This is a genomic window from Shewanella sp. MBTL60-007 (assembly GCF_019654915.1).
Lineage (GTDB): Bacteria > Pseudomonadota > Gammaproteobacteria > Enterobacterales > Shewanellaceae > Shewanella.
This window is the reverse complement of the sequence record NZ_BPET01000038.1, coordinates 24,894-47,991: the sequence shown is the minus strand read 5'-3', so window position 1 is coordinate 47,991 and position 23,098 is coordinate 24,894. Positions and strand designations below refer to the sequence as shown.

Here is a 23,098-nt window from a genome sequence, read left to right as displayed (position 1 = left end):
GGTGTAAATAGGACTAGCTTATTGATTCTTATCGGCTTCACGTTTGACTAAGATAAAGGTCAGGTACATTTTCGTCGGCAATGACAACACCATGCCAAAAGCCACACAGACGGCGCTGATGATAATCCCCCGCACTCCCATGGCTTCTACCGCCTCACTAAAATTATGAAGATAGAGCCCTAAAAGGATCAGGCACAGCCCAACGCAGATGCAGGTTTTTAAGATCAAAATAAGCTTTTGGTCCGTCATTCTCCCTCCATTAGTTCTAAGGCTTAAGATTCTAGAGCGCTTCGCTTTACAAAGAAGGAACTAGATCCTAGGACGCTTCGCTGCGAGAACGGGCTGCGTTTAAAAGAAGGTTCTAGATCCTAGGACGCTTCGCTGCGAGAACGGGCTTCGCCCTGCTAGGAAAATCACAAGCATGACGGGCTAAAGCCCGACCTACAACAGCCACTGCTTTCCGGCTTTTCCTAGTACCTGCTTTTCCTAGTACCTAGAGCCTTTATTAGCTTTTCCCATCTTTTCCGTAAGCGCAGCGTTCCGTAGTGACGCAGTCACGTTCCCTAAGGCGCAGGCCGTTAGGCTTTAATCGTCTTTGCTTTAAAAGAAGCGGCTAGATCCTAGGACGCTTCGCTGCGAGGGCGGGCTTCGCCCTGCTAGGAAAATCAAAAGCTCAAAACAAAAACCAAGCAAAACGCTGTATTCATTCCGTTTTTTCCTTCTTTAATCCTTCCTAGGCTCTAAGGTCTGCTTTTCCAAATACCTAACTCTTTGACGGGCTAAAGCCCGACCTACAACAGCCACTGCTTTCCGGCTTTTCCTAGTACCTAGTTGCTAAAACCTTCTTTTCCAGCTTTCATCGTCTTAGCTTTTAACCTGCTTTTCCCGTCTTTTTTTCTTCCTAGAACCTTTCTTTGTTTTCCTAGCACCTCGAACCTTCTTTTCCGGCTTTTCCTAGAACCTTTCTTTGCTTTTCCTAGCACCTCGAACCTTCTTTTCCTGCCTTTCCGTCAGTGACACCGTCACGTTCGTAAGGCCGCAGGCCGTTCGGCTCTTACCGTCTCTGTTTTTCCTATTCCGGATAGCCAGTAATGTCACGGATCTTGCCATAAAGTGGCTGTAGCTTCTTATAAATATCAAGATAGATCTCGTTATAGAGTCGCTTGTACATAAGATGATGCTGGTTATCGGGTTCGAAGCGCTCACCATCATGTACCATGGCCTTAATTGCACTGTCAAAATCTTCATGCAGCCCTAAGCCCACTGACGCCGCTATCGCCGCGCCCAGCCCTGATGTCTCAACCGTATGCGCCCTTACCGCAGGCAACCCAAACACATCGGCTGCAATCTGCATCGCGGCATCACTCTTCGCGCCACCACCAGAAACCCGTAGTTCCTTGACTTTACAGCCGCCCTTTTTCTCAATCGCTTCCAGCCCCTCTTTTAGGCCAAAGGCTAACCCTTCTAGAATGGCGCGATATAGGTGAGCGCGAGTATGCACATCACCAAAGCCGATCACAGCACCTTTGGCTTCGGGCTGCTTCACTCCCGGCCCCCAATAGGGTTGCAGCATCAGCCCCATTGAGCCAGGTGGCACACTACTCACTAACTCATCAAACAGGGCTTCGGCTTCGATCCCCGCCTGCAGTGCTTTTTCCTGCTCGATATGAGCAAACTGCTCTTTAAACCAACTCACCATCCAAAAGCCACGATAGAGCATCACCTCACTGCAAAATGCCCCAGCGATGGCTGAGGGATAAGCGGGCAAAAACCTTACAGCTTCAGTATAGCGCGGCATAGTCACGTTGATGGTGGCCGTGGTACCGAAGCTTAAACAGCCCACATCGGCGTTTTCACCACCGGAGCCGAGCACCTCACAGGCTTTATCAGCTGCGGCGGCAATCACAGGTAAGCCTTGGGGCAATCCGGTTTGCTCACTGGCTTTTTCGGTTATTTCGCCCACCTTTTCACCGGGCTTTAACAGCGTCAGCAATTGTTCGGGTTTTACATGCAGCGCCCGCCACTTCCAATCCCACCTTGGTGCCCATCTGTGCTTTTTATAATCGAAAGGCAAATAGCCTACCTGAGAACCTACTGAATCGGCCCATTTCCCCGTTAATCTGTGGTGAAAAAAGCCCGACAAAAAGGCAAATTTATGGGTCTTGTGCCAAAGCTCAGGCTTGGCCATATAGAGCCAATTGGGTTGAGCGCGGCTGCGAAAATTAGCAATGGTTTCGCTTAGTCCCAACAGCTTAAACAGTGGGTCCCACAGGCCTCCCAAACTAGATTCACTCTCGGCTCTACGCTGGTCGAGCCAGAGAATAGCCGGATATAAAGGTTCGCCCTCACGGTCTAACGGTAACATGGTGCCCCGCTGAGTGGTCACCGACATGCCTTTAATACGCCTCTTATCAACGCCTTGTTGCCAAAGTGCCTGACAGGCCGCACAAACATTTTGCCAATAATAGTCACCGCTTTGCTCGCACCAACCCGACTGCGGCGATTCATAGGGCGTCAGTTTGATCTGCGACTTAGCGACAAGCTTACCTTTTGCATCAAACACTAAGGCCCGCACGCTCTGAGTGCCATTGTCTATGGTTAAGATCCAGTCTGCTTGCTTCTCTACTTGTGCCTGGCTCTGCTGTTTTTTGTCTATCACAGACACTCCCTATTCACTTGTTGGCTCGGTAAGCGGTAGCTGGTATTCACTATCTGCTCGAATCGCTGCCACTCTTGCTCCGCCTTTGTGTTTGACCAAGCTAGATGCTGGCAACATAAAGATAATATCGTCTCTCGGTACCGACTAATCTCTATGCCCAATAACAATGCTAATCGGGTTCGGCGTAGCAAGAGATCGTCAAGATGCACCACACTCTCATTAGCCAGCGACCATTCAAGCTCTCGCCACTGGCAGCGGCTGATGCCTATCATTTCGGCGTTAGTCATCCCGGCAATTTGAGAGGCGAAATAACCAAAGTAGCCCTGTAAGTGCTCATCGGCGTAACCTAGTGTCACCTGACTAAAAGGCGCTCTTTTCAGCTCACCAGCAAAAAGGTTAGGGAACTGCTGTCGGACTCGATCCAATGTCTCCTTAGCCATCAGGTGATAACTGGTTAACTTGCCACCTGATACCGAGATCAACCCTGGCTTGGACCAGATAATATGCTCACGAGACTCTTTAGACGGCTCTTTGCCTTCTGTTTCATCCTCACAATAGATGGGGCGTATTCCACTCCAACAACTAACCACATCACTCTCGCTAAGCTCTTGTTTTGGGTAGAAGTGCCTTACCAACTCCAAAAGATAGTCGATCTCTTGCTGAGTGATCCCCGGCTCACGGTTTAGCTCGCCATGATGATCTAAGTCGGTTGTGCCTATCACGCTGCAGCCTTGCCACGGATAGATATACACTGGACGTCCATCTTGGGGGTGATAGAAGGTCAAACAGGCGGAGACGGGTAAACGCTCAAATGGCAGCACCAGATGGCTACCACGCAATGGCCTCAAGCCCCCGCCTTGCAGTTCATGGAGCTTGCCAGCCCAACTGCCAGTGGCATTGATGACACACTTGGCTTTAACACTGTACTCTGTGTTATCTGACGCTTGGCTATCTAAAGTATTGGTTAAAACCAGCCTTACACCGCTAACTCGCTCGCTGTTATCTTGGTTTTCCCCTCGCTCGATGAGAGCTGTCACTTTGGCATAATTCAGCGCCTGCCCGCCCGCGAGTACGCCATCTTGCAGTGCACGCAATACTAAACGCGCATCGTCGGTGACTCCATCGGCGAACAGGCTGACTCCGCTAATCCCATCGAAAGATAACTCCGACAGCCAAGTACGCGCTTTTTCCATACTCAGGGGCCGATGGTACTTACTACCAGCAAGCCTGTCGTAAATAGCCAGTACCCGCTGAAAAAGCGCCGCCGAGGGGAAGTCTCCCTTTTTATGCAGCATGATATAGGGCATCAAGTCCACCAAGCCCGGTAACTGCGCCAACATCACTTCTCGCTCTCGAGCCGCATCTCGTGTCATACGCCACTGACCCGTTGCCAGATAACGCAGCCCTCCATGAATCATTTTGGAGGAGCGGCTCGAGGTGCCCCAGGCGAAGTCATTTTGCTCCACCAGCAATACCTTAAGATCTTGATTAGCTGCAAGGTGGAAGATCCCTGCACCAGTTATGCCGCCGCCAATAATAACAAGGTCGTACTCAGCCTCTGCCTGAATAATGGCGTCAGTCGCCGCTTTCGCCGCCTGACTCAAGGTGTTCATGGCTGCGCCTCATCTTGGGTATAGATAGCCTTAAACAGCTTACCGGGATTTAACTGCCCCTTAGGATCGAAGCCGTTAAAATAATCCTGCAGTGAGTCAACCACACGGTCGCCTTTCTCCGTGGCTAGATAGGCAGCATGATCGCCCCCCACACCGTGTTGATGACTGATGGTGCCGTTACTCTCTACTATCAGCTTAGAGGTGGTCGATTTGAGTTTCTGCCATTGACGATAGGTCTGCTCATAGGTTTTCGCCACAGGAAACAGGTAAGTGGTGTAGATGCTGGCGCCGTCGCTATAGAGATGCGATAGATGAGAAAATACATGCACCTGACTGCCAAACTCTGCAAGCCCGCCTTTAAGGCTCTGCTCTATCTTCTCGGTTAACGGCTCTATGTTGGACCAATTAGTTGCCGTCTCTAAGGTGTCTATGGCATAGCCCATCTGCCACAAGGTTTCTCTTAAATAGGGGAAGGCGAAACGCTTATGCGCCCACTTCTTCCCTAGACTTTGGCCGGTATTCACCCCTTTAAATTGACGGATAATCCCCTTTAAGCGCTTATAGCGCTGACGGTTATCGCGCTTGTCGCCAGTTATGCCATACACCAACATGCATCTGTCATCGCCCACACCTTTTAGAGATAATAACTTGCTAAGCCAGTGGCGCTGAGTCTGATTAGCCGACAGAAAAAGCTGAGTCTTAGTCTCTATGCTATTGCTCAATCTAAGCATTGAAAGCGGCAACCCTTGCTGGATCACCTCACGGGCACAGGCGATCCCTTGCTGCCAATTCGGCATAAAGGCCACCCCAAAGAACTCCTGCTCCGGCACACGGCTGACCCGAACTTTCGCCTCGGTTAAAATGCCTAAGTGTCCCTCAGACCCCAACACCAGATGACGCCAATCCGGCCCCGCCGATGACGCTGGCAAGGTAGGAATAACGACCTTGTCCTCAAGTGTCTCAATCTCGCCTCCCGCAAACAGATTTTCTATACGGCCATAATGTAGTGATTGCTGACCACTGGAACGGGTCACCACCCAACCGCCTAATGTGGAAAGCTCGAAAGACTGCGGGAAGTGGCCTAAGGTGTAACCCTGAGCCTGCAGTTGAGACTCCAAAAATGGGCCCTTGACCCCTGCGCCAAAGGTGGCAAGTTGCGAGACTCTATCGAGCGCTAGCAATCGGTTCATCTTGCTCATAGAGATAGTCACGACAGGCTTGTCTGAAGCACAAGGGGTGATATGCCCTACCACAGAGGTGCCGCCGCCATAAGGAATAAGCTGCCAATCATTTTGCTTCGCGGCCTCGATTAAGGCGCGGATCTCCTCGCTACAGCGGGGAAAGGCAACCGCATCGGGAAACAAGTTAAACTCACCGCTCTTCATCGCTAGCCAATCAGGTAGACTTTGGCCTCGGGCGTGGCGCAGCCGCACTTCGGCGTCGATGGTATACAACTCGCTCTCTTCTAGACGCGATGCTGGCACCTTGGCCAACACCTCCTCCAGCGTGGCGATGGGTAATGGCTGCGCCTCACCGAGCGTCTCGGTAATAAAGGCGGCCCCATCTGCTGACAATGCCAAGCTTCTGTCTTTGTCGCCCCAGCCATTCCACTTTCGATTATCCTGCGCAGCTTTATCCATAATATTTGACCAATTTGCATACCGATAAATTTATCTTACAATGTTGCAACATCTTGTCAGTGACAAATATGGACATAATGCGCAAATGGGTTAAACCATGAAAATAAAGGAGGGAGACTAGTGACGATACAAGCTGAGTATAAAACTATCTCTATAGATTCAGCCTCTTCAGAAGCAAGCTATTCAAGCGGGATAGCTTTAGGCACGACATCCTTGCCCCCTGTCCAGCAATTTCTACAGGCGGCACGGCACTGCGGAGTTGAAATCGCACCTGCGCTTGAGCAGGCCAATATCGACCCCGCCAGCCTGCAAATCATAGAAAACCGCCTAAGTGGCGAGCAGTTTCAGCAGTTATTACACTACCTTATTGAGCAGGCAAAGCATCCACTATTTGGGCTCTATAGCGCCCGATTTATCCAGCCAGACCGCTTCTATCTGCTAGGGCAGATAGGGCTAAATTCAGATAATTTCGCTCAGGCCATCAAGCAAGTCATGCCCTTAGAAAAGCTGGTTGGCGACATGGGGATCACCGAATTAAGGGAGCATCCCCAAGGACTAAAGATGGTATGGCACTGCCAATACAGTAACCCACAAGTCATTCCTCACCTGATTGATAACGTGCTAGCGTCCTGGGTCAACTTTGCCCGCTTCCTTATGCAAGACAGCAAGGCCTCCCCCATAGAGGTCAAACTTTCACGGCCACAACCTGCCACCAAAGAGCTAAAACAGTATCAAGCAGTGTTTAACTGCCCTGTGTGCTTTGATCAGAGTGAAAATGCCATCCTCATAGATAAAGCCTTGCTACTTCGGCCACTACCAAGAAGCGATAATCAACAATTAAAACAGCTGATGAACAGTGCAAAAGCGCAACTAGAAGGCATTGGTGATGTCGACCAACTTAAGCTAGCCGCTGCGCGGATTATTCGCCAACAACTGGCCATAAGTAAAATTAACCGAGAGCTGATCGCCAGCCAACTGCACCTTAGTGGCAGAAGCTTACAACGACAACTGCTCAAGCAGGGCACCAGCTATCAAGGCTTAGTGGATAGCGTGCGCCACGATATGGCCGATTACTGGCTTAGCTGCAGTGAACTGTCTTTAAGCGAAATCGCGCTAGAATTGGGCTTTAGTGATGTGCGGGTATTTTTCCGCGCTTACAAAAAATGGAGCGGTCATACACCCCGAATAAAAACTAATTGTGAACCTGTGAGGGAAAAGAGATGAGAGTAAACTGACTCACACCATCTAAGACCGAGCCTTAACGCCACACAAGGATCTGCGTTAAGGCTCAGCTCTACCTTACTTTCTCACTTTCTCATATCGAACAGCGAATAGCGAATAGCGAATAGCGAATAGCGAATAGCGAATAGCGAACAGCTTTACATCGCTTGCTTCAACAGTTCAATAATGTCTTGATGTTCGCGATCAATCGCTAACTCCATCGCTGTAGAGTCATGAATATTCACTTGATGAATCGTCTCTGCCGCACCATTAGCCAGCAGTAACTCGACAATGGCAGTGCGTTCATTATGGACACCAACAATAGCCTCAATAAGTGCAGTATTGCCATCATTAGTTAACGCGTTAACGTCTGCACCAGCTTGCAGTAGTCGCTCGACCACCTCTTTGGTGCTGTTCTTCGCAGCCATGGTCAACGCAGTCTCGCCTTCATCGCCTTGGTGGTTTACCTCTGCGCCTCTAGCTAACAGCTGCTCCATTATCGGCAATAAACCATTGAAGCTGGCAATAATTAACGGCCGAGTACCATAGCTGCCAGTTTGGTTAGGGTTCGCCCCCGCCTCGAGTAGCAAGGTCACAACCTCTTCGGTACTACTCTTCACTGCATGATTAAGCGGTGTATTCTTGTACCAATCGCCCTGTTCCACATCGGCACCATTAGCAATCATCTTGGCAACTAATGCGGCATCTTTATCTAAAATACCCTGAATAAGCGCGGTAAAACCACTGGCATCTAGACCATCTTTATCGAAGCCATCTTCATCAAAACGATCGTCGTTTTCATCATCATCTTCATCGTCGTCTTCATAGTCATACTCGTAATCAGCGCCGTGGCCTTGCTCACGCTCCTCAATATAGGCGCTCAACCCAGGCCAATTACCGTGATCACAAAAGTCGTTAAATTCAACAATAGACTCTTCTGGCGACTTCTCGATTAAGGTTTCTAACAGCTGGGTCGACCACTTAAAAGTTTCAATTGGCGTACCTAAACAGTTGTGATGGAAAATGGCGATCTGCGCAGTGACATTATTAGCCTCAAAGGCGGTCAATAACATCTGTGATAGCGCCTTAATCTCATCTACTTCACACTCTAGGCTGAGTAACAGCAACTGTTTTTCTAATCTGAAGGCATAGATATCCTGCTCAATATGATCCAGCTCAGGGATCAGCAGTTTTATCCCTTTGTCTGCCGTCGTGCTTAGCTTCATACAGATAAAGTAGGGAGCATCGTAACTATCTAACTCATCAAGGTGCTGGCGTAAAACATCGTCCAACTCTAATCTGTCGAAAATATGACTGCTAAGCATGTAAACCTCGTTTTTGAACTATGACTGGGGCAAAAACAGGAGAGTAAAACAGGTATAAGAAGCCCCATAATGCGCAGTAGACTATGCCTTAGCAGATACAAGTACAAGTCGTTATTTTTAATAAGGATAAGTAAGGCTAAAAATTGCTTTTTTGGATCTAGTTATCAAGAATATATTTAAAACTCATTCTGATAATAGCTAACTGCTCGCCATGAGTAAGACGGCAGGCATAATAGCTTTTTACTCGCAAAACTCTTACTATAAGCACGAACTAATTGAGGCGAGTTCCTGTGCAGCCTGCAGTTAGACTAACTCAATGATGGAACCGTTCATCGCTTCAAGACAAGCTTTAATCCTTATGCCTATTATTAAACGACTCAAACAACCAGAAATCTACTGACGAGCTTGCAATCAAGTTTCACCGTCAACCATTTGTATTTTCTGGCTGATTTAAGCCGTTTTAAGATAGGTATGCCCAATGAAACATTGGACTAAAACAGAGAAGTTACATCAAACTAACACCAACCCTAATATCCATATTAAGGGAACTCATTCATATTACAGTGATTACTGGGATCAAGGTTTTGAACTGAGCGTTGTTCGCTACTTACATGGCGATGAACAAACCCGCGATGCCCCACCACCATGGCCAATAGACCAACTCTATATCGGTAACTACGTCTGCATTGGCGCAGAGACCGTTATATTGATGGGAGGAAACCATACCCATAGAGCAGACTGGTATTGCCTATATCCTTTTATGGAAATCATCGTCGATGCTTACCAAAGCAAAGGAGACACCCATTTAGAGGATAGCTGTTGGATAGGTATGCGGGCGATGTTGATGCCCGGAGTGCGTATTGGCGAAGGCGCTATCGTGGCGGCAAATGCCGTTGTGACTAAAGATGTTCCCCCATACGCCGTTGTCGCTGGAAGCCCTGCCAAGATCATAAAGTATCGCTTTGACGCAGCAACGATTGAGGCTCTGTTAGCGCTTAAGATTTATGAGCGCAGTGAAGCGCAGATAAACACCATCCTTCCTGCATTATGTAATAATGATTTAGCGCAATTAACCCATGTGATATCGGCTTTATAGCCGCTATGATGAGCAATGATTAGATTGTCACTTTTCATTGCTCATCGCACTTATCCATAAAAGTTGCTTATCAATGTTGCTAATAAAAGCGTATCGATAAATTGAATAAGCAAGAGCTGTGAAAGCATGACCACTGATTTCATGATGGCAATTTCATTAGCTATCCGCTCAGTCTAGACGCGAGTCTTGCGCTAAAGGCTAAAGTGATAAACCACAGCAGCAACTTGAGCCATTAAGACTGAAATAGATAAGTAAGAGTGTTACAATGCCTGCGCTATTTACGATAAGCTTACTTATCCCAATTAAATGACAAGACTTAAAGCCTTTGCGGCTCACAATAATTTATTGAATGTACCTTGGTAACAACACCTATCAAAGACCCAGTTGTATCCAAAATTTATCATTCAATAAATGTGAGGCTTTATGTCTATATCCATTTTTATGGCCCTTTTCATGGTGTCATTACTCGGTGCTATGTCGCCTGGCCAATCTGTCATCATGGTTGCAAGAAATACACTTGCAGGCGGAAGAGCGCAAGGTATCGTTACAGCCTGCGCTCACTCTATCGGAGTAGGTATCTACGCAGGACTGTCTCTGGCAGGACTCGCCCTAGTATTAAAAAACTCCCCCTTGTTCTACAACACCATCACCTATCTGGGCGCAGCATATCTGGCTTGGTTAGGTATTTGTTCGATTCGTTCAAAAGGTGGAATAACCGATAAACTCAGCAGCGGCAAACCAATGAGCCTTTATCAAGCTGCAAGAAGTGGCTTTGTTATCTCTATACTTAACCCGAAAATCATCATTTTCTATCTAGCCCTGTTTAGTCAATTCGTAGAAAGTGCTGACAATATGGTTAACCGAATCATTATCGTTGCGACACCGACAATTCTCGATGCGGCTTGGTACACATTTATCGCTTGTATCTTGTCTAAGCCATCAACCTTAATAAGGCTAAGGCTGCATGCTCGGACAATAGATAAAGTGTCAGGTGGGGTATTGCTGCTTTTAGCCGGACGTATACTAGTAAGCTAATCAGCAAGAAGGCCCCTATGGAAGGGGGGCACTCAGCGAAGTCGATAGCCCATCGGCTTCGCTATACTGTCTAAACCTTATGCGCTAACAATCTAAAAAAGAAAACGTCCCCTAATAAAGAACTGTTATCGCAAGGCTACCAAGTCTCCGCCTCGAAACGCGCCGTTCTCGCTTCAGCCTGAGTACAGTCGGTAAGGTGAATCAGTTCAGCGAGGGTAATATTCGGATCTTGCTCAATTAAGCGGACTAATTTGGCCGCTAACGGCTCTAACTTATCAGCATGGCTAAGCAACGCGGTATCGACTTTGCGAATAAGGTAAGCAAACTCTGTAGTGCCCGCACTTAGCTGCTGCGTTTTTAAATGCTGGCTAAGAGCTTGGATCTGCACAGCTTCACCCGTTAGACCCCAGTTTCTCGAACGGCGCACGCGCTTAAGCTCACAATTATATTGCTTAGCAAAAAGCTGCGCTTGCTTAACCACTTCACGGCCGATTCGGTGAATAAGTGAAGGAAGCGAGATGGCGATCTCTTGGTTCATAGAGGTGCTTGAGTCTTAGGTTTTGGGTTTTAGGTTCTAGGTTCTAGCTAGTTCTGGATTTAACTATATAGCGCTATTTTTTCAGCCCAGATGAAAAAACTCAAGCCATGTTGGTGGAGCAACGACTGAAAACAACAAAGGCCCAGATAGGCCTTTGTCTTGGGCTAACTTATCACGTTATCCCATAGGTAACTAGCTACGCTACAACTATGCGTTAGCTGGCATCATTTGCTGTCTTTTATGACGACGAAGGTGGAATACACAGTTAGCGACAAACCATACGCTACTAACCGCAATACCCGCAAGAGTTGAGCCAGTGATGCCCATCGCTAGATAACCGAGGAAGGCACCAAAAGCGACGGTAACGGCATATGGCAACTGAGTCATAACATGGTCCATGTGATGACAGCTCGCGCCCGTTGCCGATAGGATACTAGTGCTCGATATAGGTGAGCTATGATCACCAAATACAGAGCCAGCCAACACCGCCGCAAGCATAGGCATTAATAGACTTGCGTCACTGGCAATAGCGATATCACCAGCCAAAGGTAACATGATGCCGAAGGTGCCCCAGCTGGTCCCAGTAGCAAATGACATTCCGCACGCTAGCACAAACACTAAAGCAGGCAGAAGCTGAACCGGAATGCTGCTCTTAGTCAACGCTGCTAGGTATTGACCAGTTTGCATATCGCTCACCACAGTACCAATTGTCCAAGCAAACAGCAGGATAATAATCGCAGGCATCATAGCCTGAACACCTTGTGGCGCAGCAGATAACCATGTTTTTGCTGGCAACTTTAATCGTAGAGCTAATACGATAGAGACTGCGAGACTACACAGAGCCGCATATACTAGAGACGAACCTACATCGGTATGCTCAAGTGATGCAATCAAGCTAAACCCTTGGCCTTTTGCCGATAATGCCTCTGCTCCGCTCCATACCATGAAGAAGATGCTCGACAAGGTTAAGGTCGCAATCGGTAAGACCATATCAATCATGCCACCACGGCCTTGCTCCTCAGTGGTGATCTCAAGCCCTTGCGGACGCCCCTTAGACTCATCCCACAGCTTGCCCTCTTGTGCCCAGCGCTCGTGTTGACGCATAGGGCCAATGTCGAGTTGAAACGCGATCACGACAAGCACCATTAACAGAGTAAACACCGCATATAGGTTCATAGGGATCATCTGCACAAACATGGCAATTGGGCTGACATCGGTAATACCGTTTGTCACCAAGATACCGCCTAAGATCGCAATGATAAATGCCCCCCAAGAGGAAATAGGCATAATGACGCACACAGGGGCGGCAGTGGAGTCCAACAGGTAAGCCAGTTTTGCCCGCGAGATCTTAAACCTATCCGTGACCGGGCGGCAGATGGGGCCAACTGACAAACTGTGGAAAAAGTCATCGATAAAGAAAGCAAAAACCATTAAGCCCGTTAGCATATTGGCGCTGCGGCGGTCTTTACAACGACGCACTCCCCACTCAGCAAAGGCTCTGGTTGCCCCCGTGGCCGTCATCAGGCTGATCAAACCACCGAGCAGCAACATGAACAGCAACATATTGACGTTGCCGTTATTAATAGCGCCATCAGCCCAAAAGATGCCGGAGACAATATTAAACAGATAGTGCAGTGCATCAAGCGGATTATAACTGTTTAACAGTATAGCGCCGGCAAGAATACCAACCCCTAAGGATAACAGTACACGACGGGTCGTAATGGCGAGGATAACGGCTAACAGTGGCGGCACCACCGACAGCAGGGAATCGGAATATTGAACTAAATTCATGATCTCGTAACACCTATTATTTAGGTGGAGATCTACCAAAAGGATAGAGAAACAGATTTCAGTTGAAATAATACTTCTTACCCCTCTAATAGCGCTCCATAGACAACATAACTATGGCAGTCCTGCATTTGTTAAATGCAGACCCAGCGATTGTTGATGACGCAACAATAACTTCGGCGCTGACTCCTTTCTCCAGATGTCTTCGGTGTCACCCTCATTCTGGATACTTTTAGGCAGCGCGCCTCTACTCAAAGGATTAAGCCTAGATAATACTCATAGATTTGTGAGTTGCAAGAGTAATTACTCAAACATTGAAAAGAGTATGGGACTGCGCCTCTAGGTGTGAACAAATTTCGTTCAACAACGTGTAAACGTTCATTGGTGCGGTTAAAGTCACAGTGAATTCAACACAGGTATATTTCATTTAATAAATCTTCAGGCATTAAGATGCTAAAAAGGCCCCGAAGGGCCTTGGATGGGCGTCAAACTTAGGTATTTATGGCGGCTGTATAACTCAAGCTCTCCACCTTTAAACACTCTGCAGGGATGCCATGCTAAAGGTGAAGATAATCAGATACTGACCAGAGCCAGCAACCTAATACCAGTCAATCTAACGCTCAAACACGTGGTATTTTTCGATAGCAAATGTCTTACCTGTTGCGTGACAAGTTGCACAAGACTCGGATGTTGGCTTGGTGTACCACTCGCCATCATCACCCGCACCTTTCTCGGCACTTAACTCACCACCATTTTGGAGCATATGATTTAAGGCTTGGTCGTTGTCATGGCAGGCGTAGCAGTTCGCTAATACCGGGCTAGACATCTTAGTGGTATCGCCAGCATGATAAGCTTGAGCACGAATATACTGATTTGGTACCCCATAAAGATCGATGCCATCGGCATGACAAGCGACGCAGTTTTCTGCATTGAGCTTATCAGCTGAGTTAGCAGCGCCTTCCATATCATTTACCGTATTACCTCTACCCCAATGCATGCTGTGGACCATAGGACCAAACCCAGGTGCAGACATTTTTGACTTGCGGTCTTGGCCATTGTTATGACAAGCAACACAATCTATGCCGCCTTCTTGATAGCTACCATTCTTATGATAGTTACTCTCACTATTGTGACAGCTAGTACAGCTATCATTGGTGACTGCAAGACGACGCTCATAGTTACCAGCATCGGTAAATGTTGGAGGTGTTGTCTGTGGATCGGCAATCTCATAATAATCTGTTTCTGCAACATCAGAGTACGACGTCAAAGTCACCCCCGTATAGCCTGCATTTTCAAGATCTCCCAAGGCAAAGGTTAAGCGGGAGCTCGCTGCCAGATTTGAGTTTTCAAAGCCCGGTACAAGATCAGGATAACAGACCGATCGCGTACCATCTTCACGTTCAACGTACTGATGAGCACCATAGGCATTGGCTCGGCCAACTAAGGTATTGTGCTTGCTGTCATAGCCATGAATATAGGCGCCAGCATAACTTAAAGTCTCGCCATACAAATTGGCAATATTAAGCTGTGTCTGAGTTTCACCTTCGACTTTAAACAGTTTTAAATCGGTACATATTGCTCCAGTAGGTTTATCAGTCCAAGTTACGTCCTTGTCCCAGTATGGTGCAGATAGTGTAGTAGTATGTGACGCTCGGGTCTGTTGACGCTCTTCAATCCCTGATTTCGTCGCGTGAATAGCACGTACATCGACATCGTCAGCAAAAGCGGCAATTTGATCGTTCAGAGCAACACCTGACGCGTGACAATCAACACAACCATTGCCCGCGATGCTGGTGTTCATAACAGGCTCTGCGTGACAGGTATAACAATTAGTCACCTGGAAATCACGGTCGAATACTTGATGATTGATATGACCTATTTTTTGCAGCGTATTTTTCGCATAGCCACCATTTTCTTCGGTACGGGAGATATTGCCATGGCAGACCATACAGCCCGCTACAAAATCCACCTTGCCTTCTAGATCGATAGCGGTATAGCTAGGGTGAGGGAAATCAGATGTAGCGTAATCCACATGACAGGAATAGCAGGTCTCGGTTGTTGTAGTGTGCATGACTTCAGGTTTATCGACAATTAACGGCATGCTGCGAGCAATCGACACAGTATCATTAACTACAGCTCCGCCAACGCGTAACCAAACAATCCCTACGTCCCCCGCCTTCACATGCTCCATCGGCATCACAAAGCTATAATTCCCCGCTTCATTAATGCCCAGTGAGGCACCTTCAGGATTACTATCTTTTGTTGCATCAAAAGTACCATAGCCACCAAGAGTACCTTCTCCAGAGCGGCTTAATCCAATACCTTTTTCAGTTTGTATGGCGAACTTAGCTTCAGCCTTCTGCAGACCATCTATTATGACGCCATCTTCATTAACGGCTTGAAACTCAAAACTAATCTTACCATCTTCGATTGTATGATTTATTAACTCAATTTTAGTTTCCACAGATGTACCAACGGTGGGAGGAATATACTCGCCATCGTTACCATCTTTGCCATCTTTACCATCATCACATGCACTTAAGCTCATTGCTGCTGCAATAACTAATACTAAATAGCGTTTATTTAAATTCATCATAATCACCCTAATCATATTGTTGTTTTTATTGCGCATTAACAGTATTCATTTATTGCGGGGATAATTGTGACCTTGGCAACATTAGTTCAACCTCCAATAAACATTGATACGATATTGCTATTAAGTTCAATTAGTTAAATTGAGCAAAACATGAGTGGAACGGAGATCACAGATAAATATTATGACTTTGAAAAGTGAGAGATACCGATAACGAAAATATCGTTAAACGTCTCGATATATGTTTCTGATAATGGGCTATCTCGGCATTAGGTATTTGTATAGCTCATCGCTTTTATCACCATACTTATCTAGTCAGCACTTCTTTTAACTTAAGCCAAAAGCCTCAGAGCAACACGAAGAGACCACTCGTAACAAGTCACCTCATTAGGTAAACCAGCAATACAGAAGCAACTTTCACCACAAGCACAATATTCAGAGTGTCCTACCAATAAAGTGATAAATTGACCGTAAAAACAGTTATATATTTTGCCATTATTGCACCTCGACTCTGCTAATCCTCATAGGCTTGATTTAGATCAATGAGCTCCTACGCCTTTTCAGGTCATATAAGGGTGAGCTTGATCACAAATAGCATTCAGACTTTCTTACACAGCTCACACAAGCACGGCTTTAGATCTTTTTATGCCGATGTTTTTAATAATGAAACCAAAAATATTGAGGTACCCTATGGAGTTACTACCAAATTGTTATACCGATCTATGCGTTAATGGGAAATGGTTTCACTATGATCACGGAGCCAGTTCAGTGTTTATGCTAAACGGCAGCAAACCGCTCACTTTTGAATTAGATTCACTGCCCAAGACTGAAGATGAACTCGAGATGCACTTAGATGCAATCTCAAGCGAGCTAATCTAATTTGCTTTCAAAGCAAGCCTTCGTTATAGCCGCTTGCGAGTTCATCAAAAAATAGGCCACTCTCGGCCTATTTTTACTTATCAATAGCTTTGCCAGCTAAAAAGTACATTAAGCCCGTTTACCCTCCTGCGGCCAGCTAACGCAAGCTCGCTTTCCTGGCCTTAACTAGGTGATGAGCGGCTAGAGGAAATGGCTTCATAAAGCATCGTCAATTTAAGAGCTTAATGACGTAAAACTCTATGAATAACAATAAATACGCGACCTACATCTAGCCTTACCCTAAAAGTTAGTTAAAAATAGATCTGGACAATATGTAATTATCGCGTACTATTTGTCTCGCTCTGCTATTTAGAGTTATTAATGAAACATAAGTTAAAAAGTAAAATCTCAGTATTCCTTCGTTATTGTTGTTATCCTCAGTTTGCCCTTATCTTCATCGTCACATTAAATAATTCAATTTTCAGTGCATCGCATAATGCGACAATTTTTATGAATTTAAATATAAGGGACACATCATGTCTAATACATCAACTGGTCTAGTAAAATGGTTTAACGAAGAGAAAGGTTTTGGTTTCATTACTCAAGACAATGGCGGCGCCGACGTGTTCGTTCACTTCCGTGCAATCACTTCAGACGGTTTCAAGACTTTGGCTGAAGGCCAGAAAGTATCTTTCGAAGTAGAGCAAGGTCAAAAAGGCCTTCAAGCAGCAAACGTAGTCGCGCTGTAACTTCGTAAGTTGAGGTGAATGGTTTAGTCGCCATTCACCTCATTTAAAATAAAGTTTTCAACCAACTTGCTTGAGCTAAGTCTGCTTTAAACTAATTTAATTTAGTAAAGTAAGATTGAGTAATAATTTATACTGTATCTAGAAAAAGATTAACACTTCAAAAATCTGCTTTCGTATCTAACAATACGCTTCTGATCTACTTCGTTATATTCTTATCAATACAAATTAAACATTAATAACTTAAGGCAAAATTAGAGTCGGTATTATTTTACCTTCAAAATGTCTTAACTCCGGAGATAATTATGTCACGTTCATCAGGTCCAAAAAGATTTTGGTTTCATCAATCAAAAAAGAAATCAACACTAGCGAAAACAACTAAAAAAGGGTTTAAATGAGAGTAAATTTTAATATTTATAAAGATAACATTTCTTGGGATGCATTCATCCATCAGCTAAATAGCGATGTACTATTACGTCATGTTTTGGTGAAGGGGAATGTTGTAGATAGAAACATCGACTTTAGCTATTGCGATGAGACCCGCCAAGGCAAAATCATCAATAGTGACAATCAGCTTATCGGTAGCTTTTCGACCTCTTTCTAACAGGCCATGCAACGACAGCTAATCGTCAAGCTAAGCAGCCTTTCGTAATCCAATGCCCCTAAGATCAAAGCAGCAAAAACGATAAAGCAGGATGAAGGCAATTTCATCTAAGGTATAGCCTCTCACATCAATAGATGATGTAGCGACACCAGATCCTTCGCCTCACCCCACTTACCGTTAGAGCAGTTAGCTAAGCAGTTGTTGCGGCGCTTGGTAGCTAATATGTTGGTGGAAGCGCACAATCAAATCGTCCCGAGACTTGTCTATCGGCAGCTCGGCAGCAAAGCTCTTAAGCGCCTCCTCCACTCGATTCAAGTAACGACCATAGCCACCATCTTTAATGTCCTTGATGCCAGCAGCAATAGTAAAGCTCACCATCTCCACTAACTTGTCGCCATCCCAGTGGCGTATAAACTGCTGCTCCTCAATATTAGGGTCGAAGCCAAGCATCTGCACCTCATCGGTACCATCGACTTGATCGAATTTACTGTTACGCACAAGCGGCGTTAAGCCATTAGCTACCATAGCAATTCGATTTAATTTTTTAGCTGAAGCTGCTTGAAGGAAAGCATCTTCTAGCTTTTGATACAGTGGCGTAAAATCGCTAGTGTGTTCAGGTAATATTGCCTGCTTTAACTTGCGGCTTAGGGGTAACTTCACTGTGACGTAGCAAAGCGAACCGTGATCCTCTGGGATTGGACACTCTCTTGCTTTATACCTGTGGTTAATCGAACGTAGCTTATAGCCATAGGTCTCTTTATTGCCTTTCGACTTGGCGAACAGGTCGTAAGAAATATGCTGATGGTCACGAACCTTAATGGTGAGATCTTTCTCTGGCAGTTGTGGCATGAGCTTGGCGAGGAAAGACTGCACTTTGATATGGAAACTGGCCGAATGACTGCGGATCTCATCACCGGTCGCTAAGAACACAATCCTGATCTTACGGGCACGATAATCATCCTTTGTGTGTAGCGTTTGCGATTCATGATAGACAGGGTTGTAGAAGAAGATGAGCTGTTCGGCAGTTGGGAAGCAATAGGCTTCAGAATGAAAACGTACAACGGGTAACTTATCGTTAGTGATCACATGAAGGTTATATAACTCTTCCTGATCTCCAAGGCTGAAAATTGCGCGACTAAGAGTCTGATAACACGTCTTGTAATCGGGATAATGAGCCAGTAATGCATCGGTTACTTTAATTTCTGCGGTGATATATTGATTCGCCCGAACGTCCTTGGGAATGTACACTTTTTGCTGATGGCTAAGGGACATAAATACTCCTTGAGATAAGTTAACCATGTGTAGCGCTGTAGCAATGGTAACGATAAATGTTGACAAAAATGCTGCGATTGGCCACATTTTTTACCTACTAACAACATGGTACGCCTCGAATATGATTTATTTATTAAATCGACAGCTAAAAATACCCACTTAAGTCAAAATATCCGTAGTCATATTATCTCAAGAAACACGCCTCTAATTTAGACCCACAATCTATCGAACCTTTATTGTAAAGGGCCTATCAGAACCGGTGCGTCAGTTTGGGGATTTTTCAAAAGCGAGCGGCTGAACCTCCATGAGTATTCATATCTATAACGCCTACTCGCTCTTTTTATCTAGATCCCCATAAACCGCGCTAAGCACAGACTTGGTTACGCCCCTTTTTCTTAGCTTTATACAAGGCTTGATCGGATCGTTTCATTGTTTGCTCAAAGGTTTCACCACTTTGATGCTCGGCAACGCCTATGGAGATGGTGACACTCACCGTTCGCTGTTGGTTACTCGTTTTAGTCTTACCACGCTTAGCCTTGGATTGACTCTTACGCTGCTCATTTCGAAGCACAATATCGTACTCATCAATCGTCTGGCGCACCTCTTCGAGGTAACTAAGAGTCGACTGCGCATCCTTACGGGGGAAGATAATGGTGAACTCTTCACCACCATAACGAAACGCTCTACCGCCGCCGCGCACACCAGCAATTTTGCTGGCGACTAACTTCAATACCTGATCACCGACATCGTGACCATAGGTATCGTTGAACTTCTTAAAGTGGTCGATATCCAGCATAGCCACACTGTATTTACGCCCTAAAGCAAGCACTAAGTTAAACAAGGCTCGGCGAGAGGCAAGTCCCGTCAGTTCATCGCGATAAGCCAAAAAGTAGGAGTCGGTCAGCACAGTCAAAATATAGATAATGGCTAATACTGTCATCGAGGTTGCGAGGGAAACTAAGCCCGTAAACTCAAACTGAACAGTCCAAAGCGCGAGGGTGATAAAGATGGCGCTATTAACCAGATTCGCCTGCCAGAGTCCACGAATAAACACCAATACACCACACAGGTACAAGGGGGCTATGACTCTAACCTCCATGTCTATTAGACTAGGTAGTAGCTCATCAAGTTGTACTTTAAACTGGCGGTTAGCCCACAGCCAACCAAAACCGGCCGCAAAGCAAAGCCCGCAACCAACCACTCTTACCAAGCTGTGGGGAGATAACAGCCCCCTATCTTTAATAAAGGCAAATCCGCTAATAGTGAAGGCTCCGCCGAGTAAGAGCTGCTGTGAATATAGCTCCAGCAGCGCAGGCTCTAACAAAAAGTGGGTCACACACAGATAGTAAGTCAGCATGATCGCTGCCAAATAAGCTAAGCGACTTCGGTTAAACTGCAGCGCAATAATGATTGCGGCGGGCAGTAACCAATAGGGAAGCTGCTCTATCACCCCCAGCCATACCTGCAGGTCTGATTGATAGATCTCGGTCAAAGCTAGGCCAAAAGCCGTGAAGACAAGAGGAAGGAAAAAGTAACGGCAACGATGGTAAAAAGCAGACAAAACAAACCTCAATAATAATCGAATAAAACCCTTAGCTCTATACCGGCCTGCTTAAGCAAGCAGCACCACTACTCATACTTAATCTCTTATAAGCCACTAAATAAGCCATTACTTAGGTTAAATGCGAGTGAGTGATTCAGTCATCAAATGGGTTAAGGGTGATAAGTTCGAAACAGCAATACATCCCCTAGTAAGTCGACACTATTTTCATAAGATAAAGCCAACAGGGTGTATTATCATAGCAACTGCAAAATAACGCCTTTGTGGTCAATATCATAGATATAAAATCAACATAAAAAAAAGCCGCTATCGCGGCCTTTCTATTATCATTTCTGTCCCAATAAAAAGCAGAGCCGATAAGTTAATCGCCATTAGCCATTATCACTAAAACGATAACGAACACTATCACTCGTGTTCAGCCTGCTCTGGTCAAAGTCATCTAAACGATGGCGTTTGATCAACGCTCGTAAGTTGTCCACATAGGCCTGACCGCGGCTAGAGTAATGCAGCAGAGATTGCACCAGTTCATAGCCTGTTAACTTTTCTTGCGTCCGCAGCTGCTGCCGCAACAGCCTAAGCTCCTTGTAAGCCCTTGTTGTATTGAGATTATGCATATAGCTTGCAGTGCTCTGATATAGATCGCTAAATGCAGCCACCTTCACATGGCCGCCCGGCGTCGTTAAAAACTTGCCGCCATCGTGGGGCAGGTGCTCACCATAGAGATTATTGCCCGCGATGGCAAAATGGCTTGTGCCCCAACCGCTCTCATCGATGCCTTGGGCGAGTACCATGCCCGCTGGAATAATATCGATATGCAAAAGTAGCTCGGCAATCTCACCTGACTGAATCGCGTAAGAGTCTGACAACGTCTGCACCCAGCGCTTCTCGGCCTCAGACCACTGGGATTTAGGCTTAGCCGATAGCCTGTTTAGCTCATCTCTAACCAGCAAAATTCGCTCGTTCACCGCCTTGATAGTTGGCAAGAGTAACCGAATAAAGCCAGTTGTCTTTTGCGATACGGGCAACGCATTTAAATCGCTAGGCAGATTCTCAACATAGTAACTAGGCAATGTCTTGCTCTGCTCAACGGCCGTGAGCTGATAGTCGTTATCATCAAAGGCAGCGATAAGCTCCTTAGCTGAGTGCAGCATGTTAACGCTTACCTCAGGATAAGGCTGCAGAACTTGTTCGGGAGGCTGAGGCAGACTTAGCGGCAAGCTAGTACTAGCCAAGACAAAAGGAGAAATTAGTAAAAATAAACTAGCAAGGATTCTTGAACAGGACATTCGAGTGTTCTCAATAGAAAGGGAAAAGCCAGGCGAGCTCCCCAATATATCTCAGCCAAACCGTAAAAACTAGTTTGTGTCAGGCAGCTAACACCCACTGCCGCATGCCCTGATTAACAAAAAAGGCCGCTATTGCGACCTTTTTATTTACAAAGAACTCAGCAACTGTGTCACTGATTACTATTACTTGTAGAAAGCTTCTACCTGACCTTTAACTGTCATCATTAGCGGTTGTCCACGACGGTCTAGCGCTTTGTGTGAAGGTACTTTTACCCAACCTTCGCTGATGCAATACTCTTCAACATCAAAACGCTCTTTGCCGTTAACCTTGATACCGATATCAAACTCGAAAATAGCTTCCACATGGTGCGGGCTACGTGGGTTAACAGAAAGGCGATCTGGTAAAGCAGGTTGTGAACTCGTGTCAGTCATAATCGTGGCCTGTAATAAAAGTGGCAGTTATAGAAACTGCAGTAAACAAAAAGTGCGCTATTGTAGGCAATACAGGCCTAACGCTCAATAGTGACCGTAATAAATGTTAGTGGATTCTCGCGAGTATTCAAGATGAACTATCGCTTCACAATCCCCCAGATAAAAGCAATAACCGCAAGAGTAAATGAAGGACTATCCCCCTCTAGTCACTGCAGTCCTCCCCCTCTAGAAGCAACACTCATAATGAGTGTTAACAGGCTACTGCTGCGTGGCTTATCGCCCCTTGTTTTAGGTAATAAATCAGCTCGAAAAACAAGCAAAAACGACTATAGTTTACTTACACCCCAAACCTCCTAACTTCTCCTAGATGAGGATATTAGTGATGAAACCTGCCAAGCACTCAAGATCTTTCCCATCAGTTTTTGATGACAACATGTTCCAAGGCTTTTTCAGCCCAGTATTACGCTCTGATTTTTTCAATAAAGCCAGCAAGATGCCTGCTGTAGATATAGAAGAAACGGAAGGTGAATATACCTTACTGGCCGAGCTACCCGGCTTTAGTAAAGATGACATTCATGTGTCATTAGATGATGGCCAACTGGTTATAAAAGCTGAACATGATGAGCAATCCGAGAAAAAACAAAGTAGCGGCAATATGCTGAAAGAAAGGCATTACGGCAGCTATTATCGCAGTTTTAATTTCGGCAAAAATATTAAAGAACAAGACATTAAAGCTAAATATGAAGATGGTGTATTGGAGTTAGTATTACCTAAGTCAGCTAACAATAAGCAAGAGGTAAAAAAAATTAGCATTGAGTAGTCCCTCCCGCC

19 protein-coding genes and 1 riboswitch are annotated in these 23,098 nt (G+C 45.8%); of the genes, 7 read left to right on the top strand and 12 right to left on the bottom strand.

The window, feature by feature from the left end; genetic code table 11:
- Nucleotides 1–18: 18 nt before the first annotated feature.
- The 4 genes from K5Q92_RS15040 to K5Q92_RS15025 all read right to left on the bottom strand — a co-directional run bounded on the left by K5Q92_RS15040 (nucleotide 19) and on the right by K5Q92_RS15025 (nucleotide 5,912).
- Nucleotides 19–249, bottom strand: a complete 231-nt coding sequence (locus tag K5Q92_RS15040) for a hypothetical protein (protein WP_220769801.1) — start codon at nucleotides 247–249, stop codon at nucleotides 19–21.
- An 823-nt stretch (nucleotides 250–1,072) separates the two neighbouring features.
- Nucleotides 1,073–2,659 (bottom strand): FGGY-family carbohydrate kinase, encoded by a 1,587-nt coding sequence (locus K5Q92_RS15035; RefSeq protein ID WP_259649592.1) that lies wholly within the window; start codon nucleotides 2,657–2,659, stop codon nucleotides 1,073–1,075.
- Nucleotides 2,656–4,272: a glycerol-3-phosphate dehydrogenase/oxidase gene (locus tag K5Q92_RS15030; protein WP_220769800.1), complete on the bottom strand. Its 1,617-nt coding sequence runs from the start codon at nucleotides 4,270–4,272 to the stop codon at nucleotides 2,656–2,658. Before K5Q92_RS15030 ends, K5Q92_RS15035 begins: the two co-directional genes overlap by 4 nt.
- Nucleotides 4,269–5,912 (bottom strand): FAD-binding oxidoreductase, encoded by a 1,644-nt coding sequence (locus K5Q92_RS15025; RefSeq protein ID WP_220769799.1) that lies wholly within the window; start codon nucleotides 5,910–5,912, stop codon nucleotides 4,269–4,271. The genes K5Q92_RS15030 and K5Q92_RS15025 overlap by 4 nt, the downstream gene beginning before the upstream one ends.
- 120 nt (nucleotides 5,913–6,032) lie before the next feature.
- Between K5Q92_RS15025 and K5Q92_RS15020 the strand changes: the two genes are divergently transcribed.
- The gene (locus K5Q92_RS15020) at nucleotides 6,033–7,136 is read left to right on the top strand and encodes an AraC family transcriptional regulator (protein WP_259649591.1); all 1,104 of its coding nucleotides are present in this window, start codon (nucleotides 6,033–6,035) and stop codon (nucleotides 7,134–7,136) included.
- A 155-nt stretch (nucleotides 7,137–7,291) separates the two neighbouring features.
- Here the strand turns inward: K5Q92_RS15020 and K5Q92_RS15015 are convergent, their stop codons facing one another.
- Nucleotides 7,292–8,458 carry an ankyrin repeat domain-containing protein gene (locus K5Q92_RS15015; protein WP_220769798.1) on the bottom strand — a complete coding sequence of 389 codons (1,167 nt, stop codon included), beginning with the start codon at nucleotides 8,456–8,458 and terminating at the stop codon, nucleotides 7,292–7,294.
- Between the two features lie 478 nt (nucleotides 8,459–8,936).
- On the opposite strand from K5Q92_RS15015, the gene K5Q92_RS15010 reads away from it, so the two are divergent.
- Together K5Q92_RS15010 and K5Q92_RS15005 are read left to right on the top strand one after the other, a co-directional pair.
- Entirely contained in the window at nucleotides 8,937–9,554 is a 618-nt protein-coding gene (locus K5Q92_RS15010) for a CatB-related O-acetyltransferase (protein WP_220769797.1), read from the top strand.
- A gap of 423 nt (nucleotides 9,555–9,977) precedes the next feature.
- Complete coding sequence (locus tag K5Q92_RS15005) at nucleotides 9,978–10,589, top strand: LysE family translocator (protein WP_220769796.1); 612 nt, start codon at nucleotides 9,978–9,980, stop codon at nucleotides 10,587–10,589.
- Between the two features lie 136 nt (nucleotides 10,590–10,725).
- Here K5Q92_RS15005 and K5Q92_RS15000 read toward each other — a convergent pair whose 3' ends face one another.
- The 3 genes from K5Q92_RS15000 to K5Q92_RS14990 form a co-directional block, all read right to left on the bottom strand.
- Nucleotides 10,726–11,127, bottom strand: a complete 402-nt coding sequence (locus K5Q92_RS15000; protein ID WP_220769795.1) for a ribosome recycling factor family protein — start codon at nucleotides 11,125–11,127, stop codon at nucleotides 10,726–10,728.
- A gap of 207 nt (nucleotides 11,128–11,334) precedes the next feature.
- On the bottom strand, nucleotides 11,335–12,918 hold the full coding sequence (locus K5Q92_RS14995) for a Na+/H+ antiporter NhaC family protein (RefSeq protein WP_220769794.1): 1,584 nt from the start codon (nucleotides 12,916–12,918) through the stop codon (nucleotides 11,335–11,337).
- An 81-nt stretch (nucleotides 12,919–12,999) separates the two neighbouring features.
- A riboswitch (Lysine riboswitch) is annotated at nucleotides 13,000–13,173 on the bottom strand.
- Between the two features lie 355 nt (nucleotides 13,174–13,528).
- Complete coding sequence (locus K5Q92_RS14990; protein ID WP_220769793.1) at nucleotides 13,529–15,511, bottom strand: hypothetical protein; 1,983 nt, start codon at nucleotides 15,509–15,511, stop codon at nucleotides 13,529–13,531.
- Between the two features lie 687 nt (nucleotides 15,512–16,198).
- Here K5Q92_RS14990 and K5Q92_RS14985 point away from each other — a divergent pair.
- The 3 genes from K5Q92_RS14985 (at nucleotide 16,199) to K5Q92_RS14975 (ending at nucleotide 17,716) form a co-directional block, all read left to right on the top strand.
- Nucleotides 16,199–16,387 carry a hypothetical protein gene (locus K5Q92_RS14985; protein WP_220769792.1) on the top strand — a complete coding sequence of 63 codons (189 nt, stop codon included), beginning with the start codon at nucleotides 16,199–16,201 and terminating at the stop codon, nucleotides 16,385–16,387.
- Between the two features lie 515 nt (nucleotides 16,388–16,902).
- Complete coding sequence (locus tag K5Q92_RS14980) at nucleotides 16,903–17,115, top strand: cold-shock protein (protein WP_220769791.1); 213 nt, start codon at nucleotides 16,903–16,905, stop codon at nucleotides 17,113–17,115.
- A gap of 391 nt (nucleotides 17,116–17,506) precedes the next feature.
- Nucleotides 17,507–17,716 carry a hypothetical protein gene (locus tag K5Q92_RS14975; protein ID WP_220769790.1) on the top strand — a complete coding sequence of 70 codons (210 nt, stop codon included), beginning with the start codon at nucleotides 17,507–17,509 and terminating at the stop codon, nucleotides 17,714–17,716.
- A 186-nt stretch (nucleotides 17,717–17,902) separates the two neighbouring features.
- Here K5Q92_RS14975 and K5Q92_RS14970 read toward each other — a convergent pair whose 3' ends face one another.
- From K5Q92_RS14970 to K5Q92_RS14955, 4 genes are all read right to left on the bottom strand, one after another.
- Nucleotides 17,903–18,988, bottom strand: coding sequence for a DUF3083 family protein (locus tag K5Q92_RS14970; protein WP_220769789.1), 1,086 nt, complete (start codon nucleotides 18,986–18,988; stop codon nucleotides 17,903–17,905).
- 364 nt (nucleotides 18,989–19,352) lie between these two features.
- Complete coding sequence (locus K5Q92_RS14965; RefSeq protein ID WP_308443596.1) at nucleotides 19,353–20,480, bottom strand: diguanylate cyclase; 1,128 nt, start codon at nucleotides 20,478–20,480, stop codon at nucleotides 19,353–19,355.
- Nucleotides 20,481–20,920: 440 nt separating this feature from the next.
- Nucleotides 20,921–21,700, bottom strand: coding sequence for a glucosaminidase domain-containing protein (locus tag K5Q92_RS14960; protein ID WP_259649590.1), 780 nt, complete (start codon nucleotides 21,698–21,700; stop codon nucleotides 20,921–20,923).
- A 318-nt stretch (nucleotides 21,701–22,018) separates the two neighbouring features.
- Nucleotides 22,019–22,267 carry a DUF3297 family protein gene (locus tag K5Q92_RS14955; protein WP_220769786.1) on the bottom strand — a complete coding sequence of 83 codons (249 nt, stop codon included), beginning with the start codon at nucleotides 22,265–22,267 and terminating at the stop codon, nucleotides 22,019–22,021.
- Nucleotides 22,268–22,649: 382 nt separating this feature from the next.
- Between K5Q92_RS14955 and K5Q92_RS14950 the strand changes: the two genes are divergently transcribed.
- Nucleotides 22,650–23,087, top strand: coding sequence for an Hsp20/alpha crystallin family protein (locus tag K5Q92_RS14950; RefSeq protein WP_220769785.1), 438 nt, complete (start codon nucleotides 22,650–22,652; stop codon nucleotides 23,085–23,087).
- Nucleotides 23,088–23,098 lie beyond the last annotated feature (11 nt).